This window comes from Roseburia lenta, assembly GCF_014287435.1.
GTDB classification, from domain to species: domain Bacteria; phylum Bacillota; class Clostridia; order Lachnospirales; family Lachnospiraceae; genus Pararoseburia; species Pararoseburia lenta.
In genome coordinates, this window is the sequence record NZ_JACOPG010000002.1 from 564224 (window position 1) to 585169 (window position 20946).

Sequence of the window (20946 nt, forward strand, 5' to 3'; positions counted from 1 at the left end):
GGCGCCGCCCTTTTATTTTCTCTATTTTTCTGATTTCTTTGTCGGAAGCAGCCACTTAACACCACGGTTCCGCTTGCGCTTTAGGCTGCTGCGGATAACTTCGTCCAATTTCTTATAATGATCTTCTTCCAACTGATAATGCTCCTGCATCAGATAATTCATTTCTTTTAAAATGCGCTCTTCCACATGGGTCGTCAGCGCGTCATTATTCTCACGCATGGCATTTGCCACGATCTCTGTCATCAGTTTTTGAAACTGCTCGATCTTGATGCGTGCCTGTTGCTGCGCTTCTGCAGACACCTGACTGTCTTCCCGCCGGCTGACCGGATGTATCGGATCCGATGCCGCATCTGCGACAGGCTCAGCATCCATATCTTCTCCCAGCCCCAGGTCTTTAGAAGAGGTCAAGGTGACAAATCCATCAATGTCCACGTGGTTCTTTCTGGCTTCCTGCTCCTTTTCCTCGTTGCGCTTTTCCTTTTTCAGATACATGCGAATGGCTTTGAGTTGATAGCCCTTTTCCCGCAGGTCTTTGATACGAAGAATTTCCTTGATGTTCTCATCTGTATAGTAACGATGCCCCATCTCATTGCGCGGGATATCCAACTGCAGTTCATCTTCCCAGTAGCGCAGCACATGTTGTTCCAATGCCACCATGCGCGCCGCATCCGAGATCATATAACGTGCCTTTTCCAAAAAACCAGTCCTTCCTGTATGTATACTGCTCTCTTCTATGTATAATTCCAGTATAAACGCTTACAGAAAGGCGGACAAGCAAATCTAATCGTAAGATTTCGACATCTTACTGCTGGGTATGATCTAAATTGCCAAACTTCGTGTATTCCGGCAACCATGCCAGATTGATCGTACCGATCGGGCCGTTTCTTTGCTTGGCTACAATGATCTCTGAAATGTTTTTGAGTTCGGTATCCTTATTATAATAATCATCACGATAAATGAACATTACCACATCGGCATCCTGCTCGATAGCTCCGGATTCACGCAGATCCGAAAGCATAGGTCTGTGATCCGGACGCTGTTCCACCGCACGGGATAACTGCGACAGGGCAATGACCGGCACATTCAGTTCTCTGGCAAGCGCCTTTAAGGATCTTGAAATCTCAGAAATCTCCTGCTGTCTGGATTCCGAACGACCGGAACCGCTCATCAACTGCAGGTAGTCAATGATGATCAGACGCAGATCCTGATCCATCTTGTATTTACGGCACTTACTGCGGAGTTCCGAAATGCTGATACCAGGCGTATCATCAATGATCAAATGGGAATTACCGATGATACCAGCACCCTCGATCAATTTTTCCCACTCAGACTCCTGCAGATTACCGGTACGCAGTTTCTGTGCATCCACGCGGGATTCCAAAGAGAACAGACGGTTTACCAACTGTTCCTTTGACATTTCCAGTGAAAATATGGCGGTACACAGATCCTCGTGAAAGGCAACATACTGTGCCAGGTTCAAAACAAACGCCGTCTTACCCATAGAAGGACGCGCCGCGATCAAGATCAGATCGGACGGCTGCAATCCGGCGGTCTGATAATCCAGATCGATAAATCCGGTCGGGATACCGGTAACCGTTCCCTTCTGCTTGGATGCCTGCTCGATCTTGTGGATGGCATTCATAACGACCTGCCGGATCGGGACATACTCGGAATTTCCATGATTTTGTACTAAGGCAAAAATATCGTGCTCTGTCTTTTCCAAGATCTCCGTCACGCTCTCCTTGCCGTTATAGCAATCGTTTTCAATCTCCTGATTGACCTTGATGATCTGACGGAGCAGAGCTTTGTCCTTGACGATCTGGGCATAGGATGCCACATTGACCGTCACCGGCACGGCTGCGACCAGATCACTGATATATTCCAGGCTTGCCACTTCCGGCGGCACATCCTTTTCCCGCAACTTATTCTGCAAGGTGACCAGATCCACCGGCTGTCCGCTATTATAAAGTTCTACAATGGCTTCAAACAAGACGCCATACTGCTGATGATAGAAATCATCCTTTGTCAAAATTTCAGATGCCGTCAGGATCGCATCACGATCCATAATCATGGAGCCGACAACTGACTGTTCGGACTCCAGACTATTAGGCATTGTTCTTTTGATCAGTGCTTCTTCCATGCTACTCTCCTGATACGTGTACGCGCATCACTGCTGTTACCTGTGGATGCAATTTTACTTTGACCTCATAGGTGCCCTGCGCACGGATCGGTTCTTCCAAATGCACCTTTTTCTTGTCGATCGTCTCATTGTACTGGCTCTTGACTGCCGCGCAGATCTCCTTGGAAGAAACGGAGCCAAAAGTTCTTCCGCCTTCGCCTGTCTTGATCTTGGTCTCAACCAGCCAGTCCTCGATCTTCTTTGCCATTGCCTGTGCCGCTTCCAGATTTTCCTGTGCTACTTTATCGGCATGCTGGTTCTGTAATTTCAGATCATTCAAATTTTTATTGTTTGCTTCTACGCCTAACTTTTTCGGCAAAAGCATATTGCGGGCATAGCCCTCACTTACATTGACGATCTCTCCCTTTTTTCCAAGAGACTTAACATCCTGTAATAAAATCACTTTCATAGTTTGATCTCTCCTTCATCTATCATAATATCCAGAATATCTTCGATTCTGCGTTTGACTTCTTCCACGCTGGCATTTTCGATCTGTGCACCTGCGACATTCAGATGACCGCCGCCGCCCAGACGCTCCATGATCTGCTGTACGTCGATCTCATCGATCGAACGGGAACTCACATAGATCTTGTGCTGGAACTCCGTCAGTACAAAAGATGCCTTGATGCCTACGATATTCAAAAGTTCGTTGGCTGCCTTGGCTCCTACAACGGTAGGGCTTTCCAACTCCTGCGATTCACAGATGGAGATTGCAAAGAGCCCCCGGTAAACCTCGGCATGGCGGATGATCTCGGCTCTCGCCTTATAGGCTGCCATATCCTCACGCAAAAGTTTTCGCACACGGGTAACCTCGGCACCGCAGCGACGCAGATATGCCGCAGCCTCAAAGGTACGCACACCTGTCTTTGTCATAAAGTTGTTGGTATCGATCAAAATACCGGCATAGATACAATCTGCCTCGTTTGATTTCAAATGTACTTTTTCGGAAAAATACTGTAAAACCTCCGCGATCATTTCACATGCAGAAGATGCATACGGCTCAATATAGGAAAGGATTGGATTGACGACCTGTTCACTTCCCTGTCTATGGTGGTCAAATACAACGATGGACTTGCTGATCTCCAAAAGCCGCGAACAGTCCGTATAACTCGGACGATTGGTATCAACGACGATCACAAGCGTCTGTGCGTCTGCCATTTCCTCTGCCTGCTCGGAATTGATAAACATATCCGCCGGATAGCCTGCTTCCTCTGAGAAAGACTCGACCAGTGGGCGCAGGGAACTTGTCACGGTATTTAAGACGATCCTTGCATTCTTTCGGATTTCACGCGCCGCGCAATACAGACCGACTGCCGCACCAAAGGAATCGACATCAGCGATCGGATGACCCATAATGATGATCTGCTCTCTGGTCTCCATGATCTCACGCAGAGCCTGTGCTTTGACACGCGCCTTGACACGGGTATTTCGCTCGATCTCCTTACCACGCACACCATAGTATGAGACATCGCCATTATTCTTGATAACTGCCTGCGATCCGCCACGTCCTAAGGCAAGATCGATCGCTACACGGGCAAACTCTGCATTCTGCACATAGGAATTGCCACCGATACCAAAGCCCATACTCAGTGTGATCTCCAGTTCATTACCTGCCTTGGTCGACTTGATATCCTCCAGAATGGAGAATTTGTCCTCCTCCAACTTTGCCAGATACTGCTGCTGGAAGAGTACCATAAACTTATCTCGGTCAAGTTTACGGACAATAGCATCTACATTCTGGAAATACTTATTGACCTTTCGATCAATGATCGCCGTGAGCAAAGAGCGCTTGACTTCCTCGATCGAATCAAAGACTTCCTCATAATTGTCAATATGCACTAAAGCGACGACCAATTTCTGCTTTTCGTTTTCTTCTTTGTAGTAATCCAGTTCTGTCTGGTCAAACAGGAGAAGTGCGATCAGAGAATTGAAATTGTCTGCCTCTGTCATGATCTCCATGGCATCCGCATCTTGGTCTTCATTGAATTGCAGGCGCTGCATATCTGCCGCATACTTGCGGTCGCCAAATTCCAGTTCCACGTAAAAATTGTTATTGACCGCTTTCTGGATCTCCTCACGGGTGATCTCCTTAAAGATAGAAGTAATGGACTTGTTGTAATGCTTGTCCCTGCCGGTCACGCGCGCGAATTCTTCGTTGACCCACAAGACCTTGCCTGTGTAATCCATAAGTGCATAAGGAATCTGAAACTTGTTCAGCAGTTCCTTTTGCACCGTCCCATAATGCGTCGCAAAATGGATAATCTCCTCATTCAGCCTCGCAGCACAGGTACGGTAGTACCAAAGGGCAATGGCTGCATAAATGATGATGCAGACCGAAACCAATGCCCCCGCCTTGATATTTTGCAGGTAGACCAGGACATCCCCGGCAACAAACAAGATGATCATATAGATCGGTGCCCGAAAGTATCGCTGCAATTTGCCGGTATATTTTATTGTCTCCATAATATTCTCCCTTATCTGTATCAGCCACCTATGGCATGATGCTTTGTTCTATAGTATAACACACTTTTTATGTTTGTGGGTAGAATAATAATACCCCCGGATCGCTCCGAGGGTATCATCATATAAGATAGGAAGATATATAAGAAAAAGATTAGTTAGTAATCACTAATTCTGTTTCCTTATCAAAGAAATGTGCATGCTCCATATCAAGCGCAAACTTGATATGATCGCCCTGCTTTGCAGTCGTTCTTGGATCTACACGGGCTGTAACCTGTGTGCCTGCATAATCGAAATACAGGAAAACTTCTGCACCAAGTAATTCATATACACGGATCTTTGCTTCGATCACGCTGTTTGGTGATGCTTCAATGAACATCTGGGAATCATGGATATCCTCCGGACGGATACCGAGAACTACGGTCTTGCCGTCATATCCGCCTTCGATCAAAGCCTTTGCCTTTCCAGCCGGAACTGTGATGTTAGCATCTCCCACCTGTGCTGTAACAGTCTCACCATTGACAGCGATCTTAGCATCCATGAAGTTCATCTGTGGAGATCCGATAAATCCTGCAACGAACAAGTTCTGTGGCTTATTGTATAAGTTGTGTGGTGTATCGATCTGTTGAACAACACCATCCTTCATAACAACGATTCTGGTACCAAGTGTCATAGCCTCGGTCTGATCATGTGTAACGTAGATGATGGTTGCGCCTAATTTCTCATGTAATTTAGAGATCTCAATTCTCATCTGCACACGCAGTTTTGCATCCAGGTTGGAGAGTGGCTCATCCATAAGGAATACCTTAGGATTACGAACGATCGCACGACCCATGGCAACACGCTGACGCTGTCCACCGGAAAGAGCCTTTGGCTTACGGTCTAAGAGACCTTCCAGATCCAGGATCTTGGCTGCTTCACGAACCTTTTGATCGATCTCAGCCTTTGGTAATTTACGAAGTTTCAGGCCGAATGCCATGTTGTCATATACGGTCATATGTGGATACAAAGCGTAGTTCTGGAATACCATTGCAATATCACGATCCTTTGGCTCTACGTCATTCATACGCTTGCCGTCGATCAAAAGATCACCGCTGGAAATATCCTCAAGACCTGCTACCATACGAAGGGTAGTAGACTTACCACATCCAGATGGTCCTACGAAAATGATAAATTCCTTGTCCTCGATATCAAGGTTGAAATCCTTAACCGCATGGAATCCATTTGGATATACTTTGTTGATGTTCTTTAATGAAATGCTTGCCATAATAAAAACCTCTCTTCAATACTAAAAATCTTCTGTCATTATTTTACGATGAACTCATCGATGGCTGCCAAAACAGCATCCAGATTGTCATCCTTCTGGATATTCAGTGTCAGGTTCTTGGAAAGATCCAAACTGAAGATACCCATGATAGACTTTGCATCAATCACATAACGATCGCATACCAGATCGAAATCATTGTCAAAAGATGTGATTGCACTGACAAAGCGCTTTACCTTGTCAATAGAATTGATATTAACAGTAACTGAAGTCATACGAAATCTCCTTTCTGATTGGTATAAGCACTATTCGCCAACTCATGAACTTATTATAGGAAATCCCCTTCCACCTGTCATCGTTAAACTAACCAAAATAAACAAGGGATGTTCGTCACTTTAACTTGGTTGACGAAGTGCTTGCACAAACGTTAAAATATCTATAAAAATACAGAGGATTTTGAACGAGGAGAGATCATGACAAGCGCAGAAAATATCGAGGAATTATTAGACCAGATACAAAATCAGACAGGCATCCGTTTTTCCATTACGGATAGCCAGATCGATGATGAAGAATTGCTCATCACTTTAAAAAATATGCTCCGTGCCGGGCACAGCAGTACATCCAAGGAGGGCTTTTTGCGCGGACTTTTGCTGGGGCTTTTATCTGATCAGGAGATCGCTGAGGGGATCCACCGCTTTCATCTGGAAAAGAACGGCTACTTTTTCCCGGTCCTCATGGAGACCAGACAACCGATCTCATCCATGGAGCAGTCTATCTTTGCCCAGTTCTTCTCCTCCGGTGCGGATACTCTGATCCAGACCGATGAATGTCATATAGCGCTCATCCGCCAGTTACCGCAGGAATCCTCCCAGGAGACACTGCGCCAGATGCTCTTTGATATGCAGGGCACTCTGGAGGCAGAAGCCATGATCTCCCTGCATTTTGCCTATGACCGTATCGCCACATCCTTAGACCAGTTGCCGGGTATTTTTCTCAATATCTCCTCCGCTATGGAGATCGGCAATATTTTCTCCGATACGGAGCACATCCACTGGGCGCAGGATCTGGGGCTTGGCAAACTGGTCTATCAACTGCCGGTCGAGACCTGTGAAGAATATCTGCACGATCATTTCCACGGGCTCCACCTGACGGATATTGATGATGAGACCCTGCACACCATCCATACCTTTCTGGACTCGGGTCTTAGCATTGCAGAGTGCGCCAGAAATCTCTATCTCCACCGCAATACCCTGATCTACCGCCTGGACAAGATCGAGCAATTGACCGGACTGGATATCCGCAAGTTTGATGATGCCGTCATCTGTAAAATGGCGCTCATGATCTCCACCTATCTCATACATAAGAGCGATCAGTAAACATATAGTTAAAAAATCCCGGACAAGGCAAAGAACCTGTCCGGGATTTCTATAGTTTCTATGTAATTTTTTATACGGTTCTTCTGGCACCGTCGCCGATGTCTACCACATAAAATTCTGCATCAATACCGGTCTTTTCCTTATATCCGGCACCAACTTTTTCCATAAAGGCGTCTACTGCATCATTCTTGACAATGCTGACGGTACAGCCACCAAAGCCACCTCCGGTGATACGGGATCCAACCACACCGTCGATAGACCATGCCAGATCTACCAAGATATCGATCTCCTCGCAGGATACCTTGTAATCATCGCGCAGAGATACATGGGATGCATTCATAAGTTTGCCGAACTTTTCTACGTCGTTATCTTTTAAAGCAGCAACTGCCTCAATGGTACGCTGGTTCTCTGCAACCGCATGGCGGGCACGCTTTTTACATTCTTCATCAGTGATAACATCCTTGTATTTTTCAAAGCCTTCGTTATCCAATTCGCCCAGACTCTGGATGTCAACGACCGTCTGCAACTGTGCCAAGGCTTCTGCACATTCCTCACGGCGCTTATTGTACTGTCCGTCCACCAGACTATGCTTTACCTTGCTGTTGGTAATGACGATCTTGGCATCCGGCAATGCGATCTTGGCATATTCATAGGAAAGGTCGCTCGTATCAAGGAAGATCGCACAATCCTTTTTGCCCATGGCAACGGCAAACTGATCCATGATACCGCAGTTACAACCATTGAAATTATTCTCAGAATACTGACCGATCAAAGCCAGATCTGTCATAGAAAGATCAGCAAATCCATAAAGATCACGCAGGATGGTTCCGGTCAATACCTCTAAGGATGCAGAAGAAGAAAGTCCGGATCCGTTTGGGATATTGCCCCGGATCGCCATATCAAAGCCTTGTGTCATCTTCTTGCCCTTGCCGTCAAATGCCCAGACAACGCCCAGCGGATAGTTTGCCCAACTGTATCTTTTCTGGTAACTAAGGTCTGACAAAGATACTTCCACAACCTCGCAATCCTCCAGATTTGCTGAGAAGAAGTGGATCTTATCGTCCTCTCTCTTTCTTGCTACACCATAAGTACCGATGGTAAGGGCACATGGAAAAACGTGACCTCCATTATAGTCTGTATGCTCTCCGATCAGATTTACACGTCCCGGTGCAAAATACTCGCGGATATCTCCACCGTCTCCGTAGATCTCTACAAATTTTGCTCGCAAATCCTTTGCGTCCATGCCTTTTTCTCCTTCCATTTGCTTTTATTTCATATGCCTATATATGTACCTTGTCGGGTGAGATCCGCTGCATTGCTTCCAGTAGATCCTCTCCCGGCTCAAACAAGACCTTGATCTCATTTCCCATATCCGGATCCCGGATGATCATCGTATAATAAGTCACCGCCGGGTCATGGGAAAGACAATCGTAAGTCTTCATATTTCGTCCGATGTATGGCTGTACCGGCTCTGTCTTGGAACGGGCAACCACAACCAGGTCCTTCATCTCGCAGGAGATCAACTCCTGTCGCTTGGTCTTACGTTTGATCTTGGTGATCTCCAAAATACCATTGGTATAGGTATAGTCAAAATCTATCTTGGTATTCTGCGTCACAAAATAGCAGGCGATGATCATAACGATCAAGGGAATACCAAACACCCTGTAATCTACAAAAACAAAATTGAGTGCCATAAAGATCGTGATCATGATCATAAGCACATTGTAGATCTTGGTAACCGCCGGTGCCTTTCTATGGACAGATTTTTCTATATATACATCCTGGTAGATCACTTTTTATCCCTCCGTAAGATAATAGTCTCGTAAGGTGATATTTTACCACTCCGACTACCCAAAAGCAACTCGCCCTCGCCAAGTTCCACATGTTGATTCATGGCAGAAAAGTTCTGCAGGATCACATAATCGCATCCTTCCTTGCTGCGCGTTGTCACTTCCACGCCCTCCGGGATGTAGTTAAACGGCTTGCACACGCGGGAAAGTTCCACGATACGCTTGTAGAGATCGTCGTAGCATGACTGCTCCACATCCGCCCCAATATAGTAGCCATAGCCCATGCCATAAGGCTGGAAAGTCACAGCCGGCTGTCCCTGGTAAAAATCCGTGCCATAGGTCATCAGCACACGCGCGCTGGTCACATCGATCAACTGGCACAGATACTTGCTCTCGTATGAGATCTGGTTTGCAAAAATACTGCGGTCCTCCGGCACCAGTTGATTGGTCTCTCCATCATACAAGCCGTCGATCTCGGTCTGGCGCAGTCCAAGCAAATCTGTAAGTCCTGCCGGTGTTGCTCCCAGATAGCAGCGGTCGGTCGCATCCACAATGCCGGAATGATAAGTCGTAATGAAGATACCTCCCTGTGCCACAAAATCACGGACTCTTTCAGCAAAGCCCTCGCGGAACATATATGCCATTGGTGCCGCTAAGATCTTGTATCCCTTAAAGGCATGATCCATATTGATCACATCTACATTTAAGCCAAGTTTGCGGAAAGCATAATAGGACTTTTGCACGGCTTCTACATAGTGGAGCCCCTTGTTTCTAGGTCCCTGTGCATCTTCCATTGCCCAGCGGTTCTCAATATCATAGATCACGGCTACATCCGCATGGGTGGTCGATCCGACCAGTTCGCGGATGGCTCCCAATTCCTCACCCACCTTGGTCACTTCTTTAAAGACGCGGGTATCCCTGCCGCCATAGTGATCGATCACAGCACCATGGAACTTCTCAGATGCTCCCCGGCTCTGGCGGATCTGGAAATAAAGCACACTGTCAGATCCATGCGCGATCGCCTGCATGGATTGCGCATCCAGCATGCCCGGTCTTTTCAGTTTGCTGACCGACTGCCAGTTGGTGCTGGACGGGCAGGATTCCATCATCAGGTATGGCTGATTCTTCAAAGAACGCATGAAATCATGCCAAAATCCATTGTCCGTAGCGGTCAGGATCTCCGGTTCTTTGTGCCAGGTCGGATAAGTGTCCCAGGACACTACATCGATCAGTTTTGCCAGTTGGTGATAGTTGAGCCCATAAAAATCATGCATCATATTGATGGTAGTAGGAATATCCGATCCCGCATCACGGATCGCCTTGATCTCCTCCGCAATAAAATCTCCGGTCTGTTCGCTGACAAAGCGCTTCCAGTCCAGATTTAAGCCGTGTAACATGGTCTCGCCCAGTGGAGACGGACTCTCCACCTGGTCAAAAGACTGGTAAGTGTGACTCCAAAAAGTCGTACTCCATGCCTGATTGAGTGCCTCCACGGTCTTATATTTGTCCTTTACCCAGTTACGAAAAGCCTCCTGACAGAGTGGGCAATGGCACTCCCCACCATACTCATTGGAAATATGCCAGAGAATGACCTGCTTTCTTTTGCCATAGCGCTTTGCCAGTTCCATATTGATGGCACGCACTTTCTGACGATAGATCGGGGAGGTATAACAGTGATTGTGGCGATAGCCATAATGAGCACGCTCACGCCTCTCATTCACACGGAGCACCTCTGGGTATTTCTCTGCCATCCACTGTGGTCTGGCACCGGATGGCGTTGCCAAAATGACCGATATGCCAGCCTGATCCAGACGATCCATAATGGTATCCAGCCAGCCAAAGTTGTATTTTCCTTCTTCCGGCTCTAAGGTCGACCAGGAGAACACTCCCAGCGTTACCGTATTGATATGCGCCTCCTGCATCATGGCGATATCTTCTTCCAAGATATCCGGTCGGTCTAGCCACTGCTCCGGATTGTAATCTCCTCCGTATAAAACCTTGTCCAAGTCCATAAATTCCTCCTTCTCCCAAAAGACAAATGCCCCCACCTTCGTGAGAGCATTTGCTGAAAACTCTCTTTTCTATATGCCTCGGAAAGAGAATGTCAATATTAATTTTTTGCTGTTGTCGATCAGATATTCCGGATGCGTCAATGCGCCCCAGGTATCGTCTCCCGCAATACCCATCTGCTCCAAGCCGACACGGATAAAGGTGTAATGTACCAGTGGAAGTTCTGTCGCATGCAGGGCATTGTCCAACTCATGCGGCGAGTACGGCAGGGCTGAAAAATGTAACTTATCGCCCCGGAATAAAAGTCCTCTGCCTTTTTCGTCTGTCACCTTTGCATAGCGGACACCGACTTTGTTGCCACATTCCTGCGGAACCAGATATTTTGCCATATTGTCAGCCACTTTATTGCTATAAAGTCCCAATTTTGCATGGCACTTGTCGACATAGGTCTCTTCCGGTCCCAAGCCGTACCATGTCAGATTGTCATAATCTGCATCCATGGTAAAGAGCATGCTGTACTCCGGCAACTCGCCAACTTCAGCGGATGGATCCATAGTCATTGCAACCTTGACCTCGCCGTCACCATAGACACTGTATGCCACCTGACAATCCATCTGTGGTTTGACCGGCAAATGGTAGGTATAGGTGATGGTCACATGATTCTCTGCCTCATCGATCGTGCAGTCGGTTGCTGCACGTCCGTGTTCATATTTAAAGGAAGAATACATACTTGCAATCTTCCACTGTCCTGCCCGAAATGGCAGGAGATTTGCTACATCATTATCAGTCAGGGCACGCCAGAAGTTTGGCTTTGGAATGGACTTGAACAACTCTACGCCACCATAACGGTAGGAAACAAGTCCTCCGTGTAAGATAGAGAATAAAACTTCAAAATCCTGTCCCTTAACACCAACATTATGCCAGCCTCTTGTCACCTGATATGGTCTGTCGGACGGTACTGCCTCCGGCATATGCCCGAGCACTTCCTGTCCGTATGCCACCTCATGTCCTCTCTTTGCCCAAGGGGTATCCTCGCGCAATACAAAGGATAAGGTCAATACATATTCGCCGTCTGTCGGAACCGAAACGTCCAATTCGATCTTCTTCTTTCCCAATGGCTCTACATCAATGGTCATGACCTGCTGATCCACAAACTGCCCCTCTTTTTCCAGCGTCACGATCGCATCATATACATTCGTGTTGGTAAAGAGATTTTTGTTGTGGATGGTCGCGATCCGGTCATGGATCTCGATCGCCATCGGCTGATAGTTATACTTGACTTCCTGCATCTTTGGCGATGGATCTCTGTCCTTGCCATAGCAGATGCCGTTGCCACTGAAATTGTAATCACACGGGCGCTCACCAAAGTCACCGCCGTATGCCTGAAATTCATTGCCATAGCGGTCTTTCTTTGTCAGCGACTGGTCGATATAGTCCCAGATAAATCCCCCTTGGAAAAGAGGCTCCTCTTCCATAAGGTCTGTATATTTGTGCATCGCACCACAGGAATTGCCCATAGCGTGTGTATATTCGCAAAGAATATACGGCTTGTCACGATGCTTCTTTAAATACTCCCGAATTTCTGCTGCCGGTGTGTACATGGAACTTACCATGTCCGTTGTCTCCGGATAACGCGGATCCCACCAGACACCTTCATAATGTACCAGTCTAGTGTCGTCCCATTTGTGGAAGGACTTGCTCATTTCTAAGATATCCTTGCCACCGAAGGACTCATTACCACAAGACCAGATCACAACAGACGGATGATTTTTGTCGCGCTCGAACATACTTCTGGCACGATCTAAGATCAACTCCTGATATTCCGGTCTGTCGCCCGGTACAACAAAATCTCTGTCAACCAGTCCCATCTGGTGTGCATTCCATGTTCCATGCGTTTCCAGATTGGTCTCATCGATCACATACAATCCATATTCATCACAAAGACGATACAATGCGCTTTGATTTGGATAGTGGCAGGTACGGACTGCATTGATATTGTGCTGCTTCATGGTGATGATATCTTTTAAGATGATATCCTCCGTGATGGCTCTGCCACGGTCTGCACTGAATTCATGACGGTTGACACCGTAAAATGCGATACGTTTGCCGTTGATATGCATCATACGGTTCTTCATTTCAAACTTCCGGAAGCCTACCCGTTCTTTTACCACTTCCTCTAAAGTTCCTGCCGGATCTGTGACACGGAGGGTCAGATCATACAGATAAGGATCCTCTGCACTCCAAAGAGACGGGCTCTTAACTGGCATTTCCATGTGGTTGGATCCCCTGGTAAGGTTCCCCGTCATGACCATTTCTACCTCATCATCTGACAGGCAGATCTCTGCCTTGCCATCTGCGGTAGCCTCTAAATCTAATTGTAAGACAGAATCCTTGTACTCATTGTCAAGGACAGTCTTTAACTTCATATCGCGAATATGAACTTTTGGTATCGTATAGAGATAAACATCCCTATAAATACCGGAGAATCGGAAGAAATCCTGATCCTCACACCAAGAACCTGCCGTCCACTTGTAGACCTGTACGGCTAATTTGTTGGTGCCCTTTGTAAGATACGGTGTCAGTTCAAATTCAGATGGTGTGAAAGAATCTTCACTGTATCCAACATAATGGCCGTTCAGCCACAATGCCATACCACTTTCTACACCTTGGAAAGAAATATATACCGGACCATTCTCCATGCTCTTCGGCACTTCAAAATATTTGACATATGACCCTACTGGATTGAATTCCTCCGGAATCTCTCCCGGCAGAACTGCCTGTCTTCCATCCCATGGATACTGGGTGTTGGCATATTGCGGTGTGTCATATCCTTCCATCTGAATATGTGCCGGCAATCGGATATCATCCCAAGTCCTGCAATCGTAGTCCTCTTTCTCAAAGCCTACGATCGCAGATGAGATGTTTTTTGCATAGGAGAATTTCCAGATACCGTTTAATGATTCCCTGAAATCAGAGCATCCTGCCAGGGCACTTTCCTCACTGCGATAATATGCATGATCGGAATGTGCCGGCAAACGATTTTCCATAAAGATTTCAGGATTTTTTATGATACTATATCGAAATTCTGCCATATTCATTACCTTCACTTAACTTTAATCAAACATCATAGCAAGTATGACTTGCCAAACTTATTTTACAGAACCTGTGATACCTTCTGCGAACTGCTTCTGCAATACGAAGAAGATGATCATGGTTGGGATGGAGCAGAACAATACTCCCATCATAAGCATTCCATAATCTACTGTGTATCCACTTGCCAGGTTGGCGATCAACATTGGCATGGTCTGTGCTCTGGTATCAGCCATAACAACCTTTGGCCAAAGATAAGCGTTCCATGCGTTCATGAAGGTGATAACCGCTGCTGCTGCATAGGTTGACTTCATGACCGGCATATACATGCGGAAGTAGATCTGAAACTCTGACAATCCGTCCAGTCGCGCTGCCTCCATGATATCAATCGGGAAGTTACGTGAGTTCTGGCGGAACATCATAATCAAAAACGGTGTGGAAATACTTGGTAAGATAAATGCCCATACCGTATTCAAAAGTCCTGCAGATGAGATCATCTTAAAGAGTGGGATCATGGTTGCCACCTGTGGGATCATCATTGCAAGAAGCAGGATAGAAAATACTTTATCCTTACCTTTGTCGTGGTACAATTCAAAACCAAATCCTGCCAAAGAGCAGATAAAAAGTGCTACGACTGTCTGTACGATCGCATAAAGGAAAGAGTTTCCAAGTGCTCCCCACAGATCTGTCTGGGATGTCAGATTTTGGAAGTTCTCTAAGGCATAAGAGCCAAAAGTGATCTTACCTCTTGCAACATCGACAGAACGGTTGGTTGCTGCTGCGATCATCCAGTATAACGGGAATACCGAAATAAAGGATACGATAATCAGAAAAATATAAGTTGGTATCAATCTACGCTGGATAGCGGAAGAGTTCTTTTTATTAGTCACGATTATCACCTACTTTCATACTGATTGCAGATAGGATAGCAACCAAAATAAAGATGAAGAAGGACATTGCTGATGCATATCCAAACTTACCAACACCCTGACCAAATGCATTGTTGTAAATGTAATGTGACATGGTCATGGTTGAATATGCAGGTCCACCCTGTGTCAAGTTTACAGATTCATCAAACAACTGTAAGGTACCATTGATTGACATGATAACGGTCATAACGATGGTCGGCATCAAAAGCGGAACTGTGATCTTCCAGAAAGTCTTCCATCCGTTGGCACCGTCAATCTTGGCTGCCTCGTATACGGAATATTCGATATTCTGAAGTCCTGCCAGATAGAATACCATGTTGTAACCCGTCCATCTCCAGATCAGTGCGATAATGATGATGGCTCTTGCACTTCCGGTATTTCCAAGGAAGTTGTAGTTGGTCTCAAGGATACCAAGATTGACAAAGATCGTGTTGATCAGTCCATCTAATGCAAAGAGTGATTTGAAGATCAATGCATAAGATACGAGTGATGTCGCACATGGTAAGAATACCATGGTACGGAAAAGTCCACGACATTTGAGGTCTCGGTTGTTCAGTAACTGTGCCAAAAGAATTGCCAGAACTAACATGACCGGCACTTCGATCGCCAGATAAAGGAATGTATTACCTACAGAACGAAGGAATGTCCTGTCGGCAAACATACGTGTGTAGTTGTAAAATATAGGATCCGCCATCTTTTGGTTGACACCGGTTCCTGTTGTAAATGATGTAATGAAAGCCTGAACCATCGGCCAAAAACTAAAGACTGCGATCATGATCGCTGCAGGCGCCAAGAAGAACCAGCCTGCTCTTTGTTGTTTACCCTGTATGTTCAAACTCTTATGCTGCTTGCTCAAGTTAAGCCCCCCTTTTCGATTTCATTGAGGTTTCTTTATGGAAAACGGGGAGTCGGAAGATCCGATTCCCCGCTTTTTTAAATATAATGTATGGAATTACTCTTCCATTGCAAAGTCGATATCATCCTGTGTCTGCTGAATTGCATCCTTAATAGATGTTCCATTGTGGATGTTTGTGATTGCTGCTGACAACTTCTCACGAAGTGTGTAGTGGTAATCACTCTGCTCAACAGTCTTAACGTTTGCTCCCATTTCTACGATCTTAGCGTAGATTGGCTGATCGTTGAAGTAAGCAACGCCTTCCTGGTAAACATCAGACTTACCAGCTGAGATACATGTTGTGATAACACCACCGTTACGAAGTGCATTGTCGTATGTATCGATTGCGCCTTCACCACCACCAAAGGTGTATGCTAAGAAGTCTTTTGCAAGATCAACCTTGTCACCCTTGCAGTTTGCTGTGATGTAAAGTGAAGAACCACCGTTAGAAGCATATCCTTCTTCGCCGCTCAGTGTAGGCATAGAAGTGATCTCCCACTTACCAGAGTTCTCATCAACCTTCTCAATGGTAGGAATGATCCAGTTACCATTCATAACACCTGCAACCTTATCCTTCTGGATATCGTTGGTGTAACCATCCCAGTCGTTCTCAAGAAGTAATACGTTCTTTTCCTGCATTCTCTCGATCACGTCTAAGATCTTCTCTAATGTCTCATTGCCAACTAAGTTAGCCTTGCCATCCTTGAACTGTGAAACGCCTTCTGCCTGAAGCATCATGTAAGGAAGGTCATTTCCACTACCGTCCATTGAAAGAAGATACTTGCCTGTCTTGTTGTAAACCTGCTCACCGATCTCGATGAATTTGTCCCATGTGATTCCGGTAACATCATCTAATGTGTAGCCACATTCCTGTAAAAGATCAACTCTGTATGCAAATACGACTGTACCGTTATCTACAGGAACACCATAGTGCTTGCCATCGATGGTAGAGAATGATAATTTCTCTGATCCGAAATCGCTCCAATCGATGTCTGCGTCATCTACATCCTGCCATGCATCCGGGTAGTTTGCCTGATACTGCTGAATGTAATGATCCTGGAATAATACGATATCCGGTAAGTTGCTGTAGTCTCCAGCCTCTGCTGCTGTTGTGACTGCATTCTCAATATCCTTTGACTGAGACTGCTCGATGATCTCGATCTTGGCATCCGGATTCTTTTCCTTGTATGCCTCTGCTGCTGCCTCGATTGCCGGGATGTTGAAACTTGCATCCCATGCTGCAACGGTCAATGTGTTCTCATCATCTGAGGTGTACATTGCTGCTGCACTGCTGTCATCTGAACTTGAGTCATCTGACGTTGCATCACTGCTTCCCTTACTTCCACATCCTACGAATGTAGACATTGCCAGTACCCCAACCAGCAATAAAGAAACGACTTTCTTCTTCATTAAAAATCCTCCTTTAAACATCGCTTATTTGGAAATCCGTGTGAGTGAATGTCTTTGAGATTTCCTTTGCTTGAATATAAATCTATTATACCTAGCCATTTGATTATTTGTGATTAAAAACGCGCCTCTTTTTTGCAAAATCAACCATTCAGAAACGATTTTCACATTTCTCGTTTCCCTCTTTGAACAATTTGCAGGAACTTTACTCCCAAATTTTGAACATATTGCACAAAATAAGAAAAAGCCGGGAAGTCATGCTTCCCAGCCCTTTAATGCACTGATCTGATAATTTTTCAGAATACCCTCTTGATAATTTTCTTTATGCTTCCATTGGTTTGGACTATAGCCCGTCAAACGCTTAAAGTTGCGGTTGAAGGTCGACTGGGTCTGGTAGCCCACGCGAAAACTAACTTCCTCCATGGAAATGTCCTGCCTTGCCATCAGCCCGCACGCCTTATCTACGCGCACCAGATTCACATAATCCAACGGCTTCATATGCATGGCATCCTCAAAGACACGGCGGAAATGGCTCTCGCTCAGTCCACTCGCCTCGGCAATATCCTCCACACGCACCTGCTCCATGTAATGCGTATTTACATATTCTAAGGCATCGCGGATGTATTCGTTGACACGATGCGTATGCATGGAACGGTCGCGCTCCTCTGCAAGCCGCATCATTTCGACCACGAGGGCATAGAGATAACCGCGCACGCTCTCCTCATAATAGATGGTCTTATCCCGGTATTCCCGGATGATATTTAGGATCAGGCGTGCCATGATGCCGTGATTTTGCTCGCTTTTCATCGTACCCCGCCGGTTAATGACACTAAGCACACGGTCTTCTAACAAGGCATCCAGATGCATTTCCGTCCTTACAAAGCGGTCAATATCCACAAAAAGATACTCCCACTTACAGATATGCCCCGGTGAACTGTTGGTCGTATGGGGGATATTGGCAGGAATGATAGTAAACTGCTTGCCCGAATAATGATAGGTCCTGTCCTCAATGATCAGTTCCCCGTCCCCATGATAGCAATAGCCGATCTCCATATAATTATGAAAATGAAGCATATCCCGAATGCCTACGCCGTACTCCTGCTCCCAGCCTTTTCCGAGCAGGGGAAGTACATAGGTGTCTGCCGGGATCTCATAGTAGCGGTACTCCATCCGCTTTTTCTTCTTTGCCATGTCCGTCCCTCTATTTCAATTTGGAATATTTCTTCACATAGGTGTTGCGCTGTAAGGCTGCATCCAAAAGTCCCAGATGCGCGTACTCTCCCTGTCTGCGCCCATAGGCATATGCCAGACAATTTTTCTCCAAGACCATAGCGACCGCTTCTGCTTCTTCCGGATCCGATGCCAGACAGAGCGCGCCGATCCCCCGGATAAAGACACAGGTCTTCTTTTGCAACTGGCTTTCTGCCTTTGTAAGGAATGTCCCATCCGCAGGAGCCAGACATAAGAAACGCACGCCTGCGATCTGCGCCATGTCATCGATCATAGGATAGATCTTTGTCTCGGTTCCCGCTATGTCCTCTACCACTTTTGAAGTATCTAAGAGCAGGCTTTTCTTTCCGGTCTTATCCACCAAAGCCTGTAAGTCGTCAAGACTTATCCCCAGACTTTGTGCGATGGTCCCTGGATCTGTCATGCGTATTTCGTCCACGATCAACTGGTCTTTCCTGCAAATAATGTCCTTGCAGATATCTTCCAAGGTCTCGCTGACAGCGAAAGCATGGTCATAGTCCCTTCCCAGACAAAGCACCCCATGATAACGCATAAAAAAGGCATTGCTTGCGGTATTTTTCTGAATGGCATCCGAAACATTGCGCATCAAATGCCTGGTGGATGAGATCGCATATTTTGCACTGATGACATCCGCCCCCAGGATCTTTTCTTCCTCCGCAGTCCTTGCCGACAGGCTCTTTCCCGTCGTACCGACCGCAGTCGCATATAACTGGTGGGTATGGATGACAAAATTCACATCCGGTCGGTATTTGTATGCCTCACCGTGGACACCCTTTTCACTGGACGGCTTAATCTCCCCCTCATACGAACAGTCACTGATCTTGCAGACCACAAGTTTGTCCGGTGTCAGGCGGTCATAGCCCATGCCGCTTGGCGTGACCAGAAATTCTGTATCCGAAAGCCGGGCACTGATATTGCCCCAGGTACGGGCAATCAGCCCCTTTTCCACTAAGGCATAGCCGGCTTTTATGATAAGTTCTGCCGCTTCTTCTCTGCTATATGCCATACGCTCCCCCTTGTCAAAACGTTTTCTGTTTCAAAGTATAACAGGTTTTCCGCAAACTGGCTACTCTATGCGCGCCCGATATGCGCTGGGCGAACATCCCATAGTCTTATGAAAGCAGTCCGAAAAATGACTTGCCGAACAAAAGGACAGATCCTCCGCGATCCGGGCAACTTCTAAGTCTGTCGTACGCAATAACATTGCGGCATATTCTATCTTTTTCCGCCGTATGTATGCCGGCAGGTGTTCCCCTGTCTCCCGGTAAAACTGACGTGACAGATAATAGACAGAATAGCCACTGGTCTGGGCTATGGTCGTCACATTGATCTTTTCTTTGATATGCAGATCAATATAATCCATACACGCCTGCGTCTTTTCCGAATATTTTCCTGCCTCCTCCTTGATCGCATGCACGCGCCGCAGATAGTCCTCGTAGATCCTTCCCATCAGACGCATGAGTTCCACCCCGGATAGGTCTTTTTCGATCTGTCCCATATAAGAGTCTGCCAGGGCATCGGCAATCTCCGGGCTCATGCCGCCTGAGACAGCAGCATCAGCACATTTTGCTGTAAAAATCAAAGCCGCATCTTTTAAGGTGCGACCGGGTTTCGTGATCGCCGCCGCATTTGTCGGAAGCATGGCATAGTTCATACCTTGTTTCATCTTTTTATCCTGCAAGACAGACAAATCTCCCATCGCAAGCCGTCCCAGCATCTCTGCAAGAAAGATACGACTCTCCCGATAAAGTCTAGGTCTTGTCTCCTTATTTTCATCCACCGGATCTTTGACATGAAAATTGACATCTTCATAGGACAGATGACGATGATTTACCACAAAATCCAGCATGAGGGCGTACTGGGTGAAATATTTCTGAAAGATGACCGGAAGTTCTTTTAGGCTGCGGATCAAAAGATGCCTGCTGTGGAAAGCCATCCCCTGCCCTTCATACTCCCGCAAAAAGTCCTCCAGTTGTTCCTCATCGACCGGCGAAAAAAAGACCGGTCCGAGCAGGTGCATCTGCTCTAAGTTACCATTTTTCTTTTCGATAACAACAAACCATTCCAAGCCCATATACATACCGAGGGCATAGGGTGTATCTGCATCCTTGCTATAAATCTCTACCTTTTGCGGAAAATCACTTTGTATAAAAAGAGAATGGATCCCTTGCCGGATATTCCGGGGCGCGTTGGTCTCAAGTATATTTCCGTTCACGTCACATTGCCAATAATATAAATGCTCCACCGCACAAAGAAGTTCCTGAAAATCTTTTGTTGTCATTGCCATGCCGGCTC

Annotated in this window: 17 protein-coding genes; 1 reads left to right on the forward strand and 16 read right to left on the reverse strand. The window is 46.4% G+C overall.

Annotation, left to right across the window (positions count from 1 at the left end):
* Window positions 1–21: 21 nt before the first annotated feature.
* The 6 genes from H8R94_RS06700 to H8R94_RS06725 form a co-directional block, all read right to left on the reverse strand.
* Window positions 22–696 carry a helix-turn-helix domain-containing protein gene (locus tag H8R94_RS06700; RefSeq protein ID WP_186854208.1) on the reverse strand — a complete coding sequence of 225 codons (675 nt, stop codon included), beginning with the start codon at window positions 694–696 and terminating at the stop codon, window positions 22–24.
* A gap of 106 nt (window positions 697–802) precedes the next feature.
* The gene (gene dnaB, locus H8R94_RS06705) at window positions 803–2140 is read right to left on the reverse strand and encodes a replicative DNA helicase (protein WP_118534980.1); all 1338 of its coding nucleotides are present in this window, start codon (window positions 2138–2140) and stop codon (window positions 803–805) included.
* 1 nt (window position 2141) lies between these two features.
* The gene (gene rplI / locus H8R94_RS06710) at window positions 2142–2588 is read right to left on the reverse strand and encodes a 50S ribosomal protein L9 (protein ID WP_118280552.1); all 447 of its coding nucleotides are present in this window, start codon (window positions 2586–2588) and stop codon (window positions 2142–2144) included.
* On the reverse strand, window positions 2585–4642 hold the full coding sequence (locus tag H8R94_RS06715) for a DHH family phosphoesterase (protein WP_186854209.1): 2058 nt from the start codon (window positions 4640–4642) through the stop codon (window positions 2585–2587). The genes rplI and H8R94_RS06715 overlap by 4 nt, the downstream gene beginning before the upstream one ends.
* Window positions 4643–4793: 151 nt before the next feature.
* Window positions 4794–5906, reverse strand: coding sequence for an ABC transporter ATP-binding protein (locus H8R94_RS06720; protein WP_118280554.1), 1113 nt, complete (start codon window positions 5904–5906; stop codon window positions 4794–4796).
* Window positions 5907–5944: 38 nt separating this feature from the next.
* The gene (locus H8R94_RS06725) at window positions 5945–6178 is read right to left on the reverse strand and encodes an HPr family phosphocarrier protein (protein WP_118280555.1); all 234 of its coding nucleotides are present in this window, start codon (window positions 6176–6178) and stop codon (window positions 5945–5947) included.
* A gap of 198 nt (window positions 6179–6376) precedes the next feature.
* Between H8R94_RS06725 and H8R94_RS06730 the strand changes: the two genes are divergently transcribed.
* Complete coding sequence (locus H8R94_RS06730) at window positions 6377–7279, forward strand: PucR family transcriptional regulator (protein ID WP_186854210.1); 903 nt, start codon at window positions 6377–6379, stop codon at window positions 7277–7279.
* Window positions 7280–7349: 70 nt separating this feature from the next.
* On the opposite strand, the gene H8R94_RS06735 is transcribed toward H8R94_RS06730, so the two are convergent.
* From H8R94_RS06735 to H8R94_RS06780, 10 genes are all read right to left on the reverse strand, one after another.
* Window positions 7350–8522 carry a galactokinase gene (locus H8R94_RS06735; RefSeq protein ID WP_186854211.1) on the reverse strand — a complete coding sequence of 391 codons (1173 nt, stop codon included), beginning with the start codon at window positions 8520–8522 and terminating at the stop codon, window positions 7350–7352.
* Between the two features lie 37 nt (window positions 8523–8559).
* Window positions 8560–9072 (reverse strand): hypothetical protein, encoded by a 513-nt coding sequence (locus H8R94_RS06740; protein ID WP_118280558.1) that lies wholly within the window; start codon window positions 9070–9072, stop codon window positions 8560–8562.
* Window positions 9069–11081, reverse strand: a complete 2013-nt coding sequence (locus tag H8R94_RS06745) for a beta-galactosidase (protein ID WP_186854212.1) — start codon at window positions 11079–11081, stop codon at window positions 9069–9071. The genes H8R94_RS06740 and H8R94_RS06745 overlap by 4 nt, the downstream gene beginning before the upstream one ends.
* A gap of 69 nt (window positions 11082–11150) precedes the next feature.
* Window positions 11151–14171 carry a glycoside hydrolase family 2 TIM barrel-domain containing protein gene (locus tag H8R94_RS06750; RefSeq protein WP_186854213.1) on the reverse strand — a complete coding sequence of 1007 codons (3021 nt, stop codon included), beginning with the start codon at window positions 14169–14171 and terminating at the stop codon, window positions 11151–11153.
* 57 nt (window positions 14172–14228) lie between these two features.
* Window positions 14229–15059, reverse strand: a complete 831-nt coding sequence (locus H8R94_RS06755; protein WP_178010200.1) for a carbohydrate ABC transporter permease — start codon at window positions 15057–15059, stop codon at window positions 14229–14231.
* A complete protein-coding gene (locus tag H8R94_RS06760; protein ID WP_118280702.1) occupies window positions 15052–15873 on the reverse strand; it encodes a carbohydrate ABC transporter permease in 822 nt (273 codons plus the stop codon). Before H8R94_RS06760 ends, H8R94_RS06755 begins: the two co-directional genes overlap by 8 nt.
* Before the next feature lie 177 nt (window positions 15874–16050).
* Window positions 16051–17403 (reverse strand): ABC transporter substrate-binding protein, encoded by a 1353-nt coding sequence (locus H8R94_RS06765; RefSeq protein WP_118280561.1) that lies wholly within the window; start codon window positions 17401–17403, stop codon window positions 16051–16053.
* A gap of 252 nt (window positions 17404–17655) precedes the next feature.
* Window positions 17656–18591, reverse strand: a complete 936-nt coding sequence (locus H8R94_RS06770) for an AraC family transcriptional regulator (protein WP_118280562.1) — start codon at window positions 18589–18591, stop codon at window positions 17656–17658.
* Between the two features lie 10 nt (window positions 18592–18601).
* Entirely contained in the window at window positions 18602–19657 is a 1056-nt protein-coding gene (locus tag H8R94_RS06775; RefSeq protein ID WP_118280563.1) for a class II aldolase/adducin family protein, read from the reverse strand.
* Between the two features lie 60 nt (window positions 19658–19717).
* Window positions 19718–20938, reverse strand: a complete 1221-nt coding sequence (locus tag H8R94_RS06780; RefSeq protein WP_118280564.1) for a helix-turn-helix transcriptional regulator — start codon at window positions 20936–20938, stop codon at window positions 19718–19720.
* Window positions 20939–20946 lie beyond the last annotated feature (8 nt).

What these genes read in the sequence shown, in the direction of transcription:
- H8R94_RS06775 (WP_118280563.1), bottom strand. Translation starts at nt 19,657, where the DNA reads ATGGCATATAGCAGAGAAGAAGCGGCAGAACTTATCATAAAAGCCGGC.
- dnaB (WP_118534980.1), bottom strand. Translation starts at nt 2,140, where the DNA reads ATGGAAGAAGCACTGATCAAAAGAACAATGCCTAATAGTCTGGAGTCC.
- H8R94_RS06720 (WP_118280554.1), bottom strand. Translation starts at nt 5,906, where the DNA reads ATGGCAAGCATTTCATTAAAGAACATCAACAAAGTATATCCAAATGGA.
- H8R94_RS06750 (WP_186854213.1), bottom strand. Translation starts at nt 14,171, where the DNA reads ATGGCAGAATTTCGATATAGTATCATAAAAAATCCTGAAATCTTTATG.
- H8R94_RS06715 (WP_186854209.1), bottom strand. Translation starts at nt 4,642, where the DNA reads ATGGAGACAATAAAATATACCGGCAAATTGCAGCGATACTTTCGGGCA.
- rplI (WP_118280552.1), bottom strand. Translation starts at nt 2,588, where the DNA reads ATGAAAGTGATTTTATTACAGGATGTTAAGTCTCTTGGAAAAAAGGGA.
- H8R94_RS06770 (WP_118280562.1), bottom strand. Translation starts at nt 18,591, where the DNA reads ATGGCAAAGAAGAAAAAGCGGATGGAGTACCGCTACTATGAGATCCCG.
- H8R94_RS06760 (WP_118280702.1), bottom strand. Translation starts at nt 15,873, where the DNA reads ATGATCGCAGTCTTTAGTTTTTGGCCGATGGTTCAGGCTTTCATTACA.
- H8R94_RS06765 (WP_118280561.1), bottom strand. Translation starts at nt 17,403, where the DNA reads ATGAAGAAGAAAGTCGTTTCTTTATTGCTGGTTGGGGTACTGGCAATG.
- H8R94_RS06730 (WP_186854210.1), top strand. Translation starts at nt 6,377, where the DNA reads ATGACAAGCGCAGAAAATATCGAGGAATTATTAGACCAGATACAAAAT.
- H8R94_RS06725 (WP_118280555.1), bottom strand. Translation starts at nt 6,178, where the DNA reads ATGACTTCAGTTACTGTTAATATCAATTCTATTGACAAGGTAAAGCGC.
- H8R94_RS06735 (WP_186854211.1), bottom strand. Translation starts at nt 8,522, where the DNA reads ATGGACGCAAAGGATTTGCGAGCAAAATTTGTAGAGATCTACGGAGAC.
- H8R94_RS06780 (WP_118280564.1), bottom strand. Translation starts at nt 20,938, where the DNA reads ATGGCAATGACAACAAAAGATTTTCAGGAACTTCTTTGTGCGGTGGAG.
- H8R94_RS06745 (WP_186854212.1), bottom strand. Translation starts at nt 11,081, where the DNA reads ATGGACTTGGACAAGGTTTTATACGGAGGAGATTACAATCCGGAGCAG.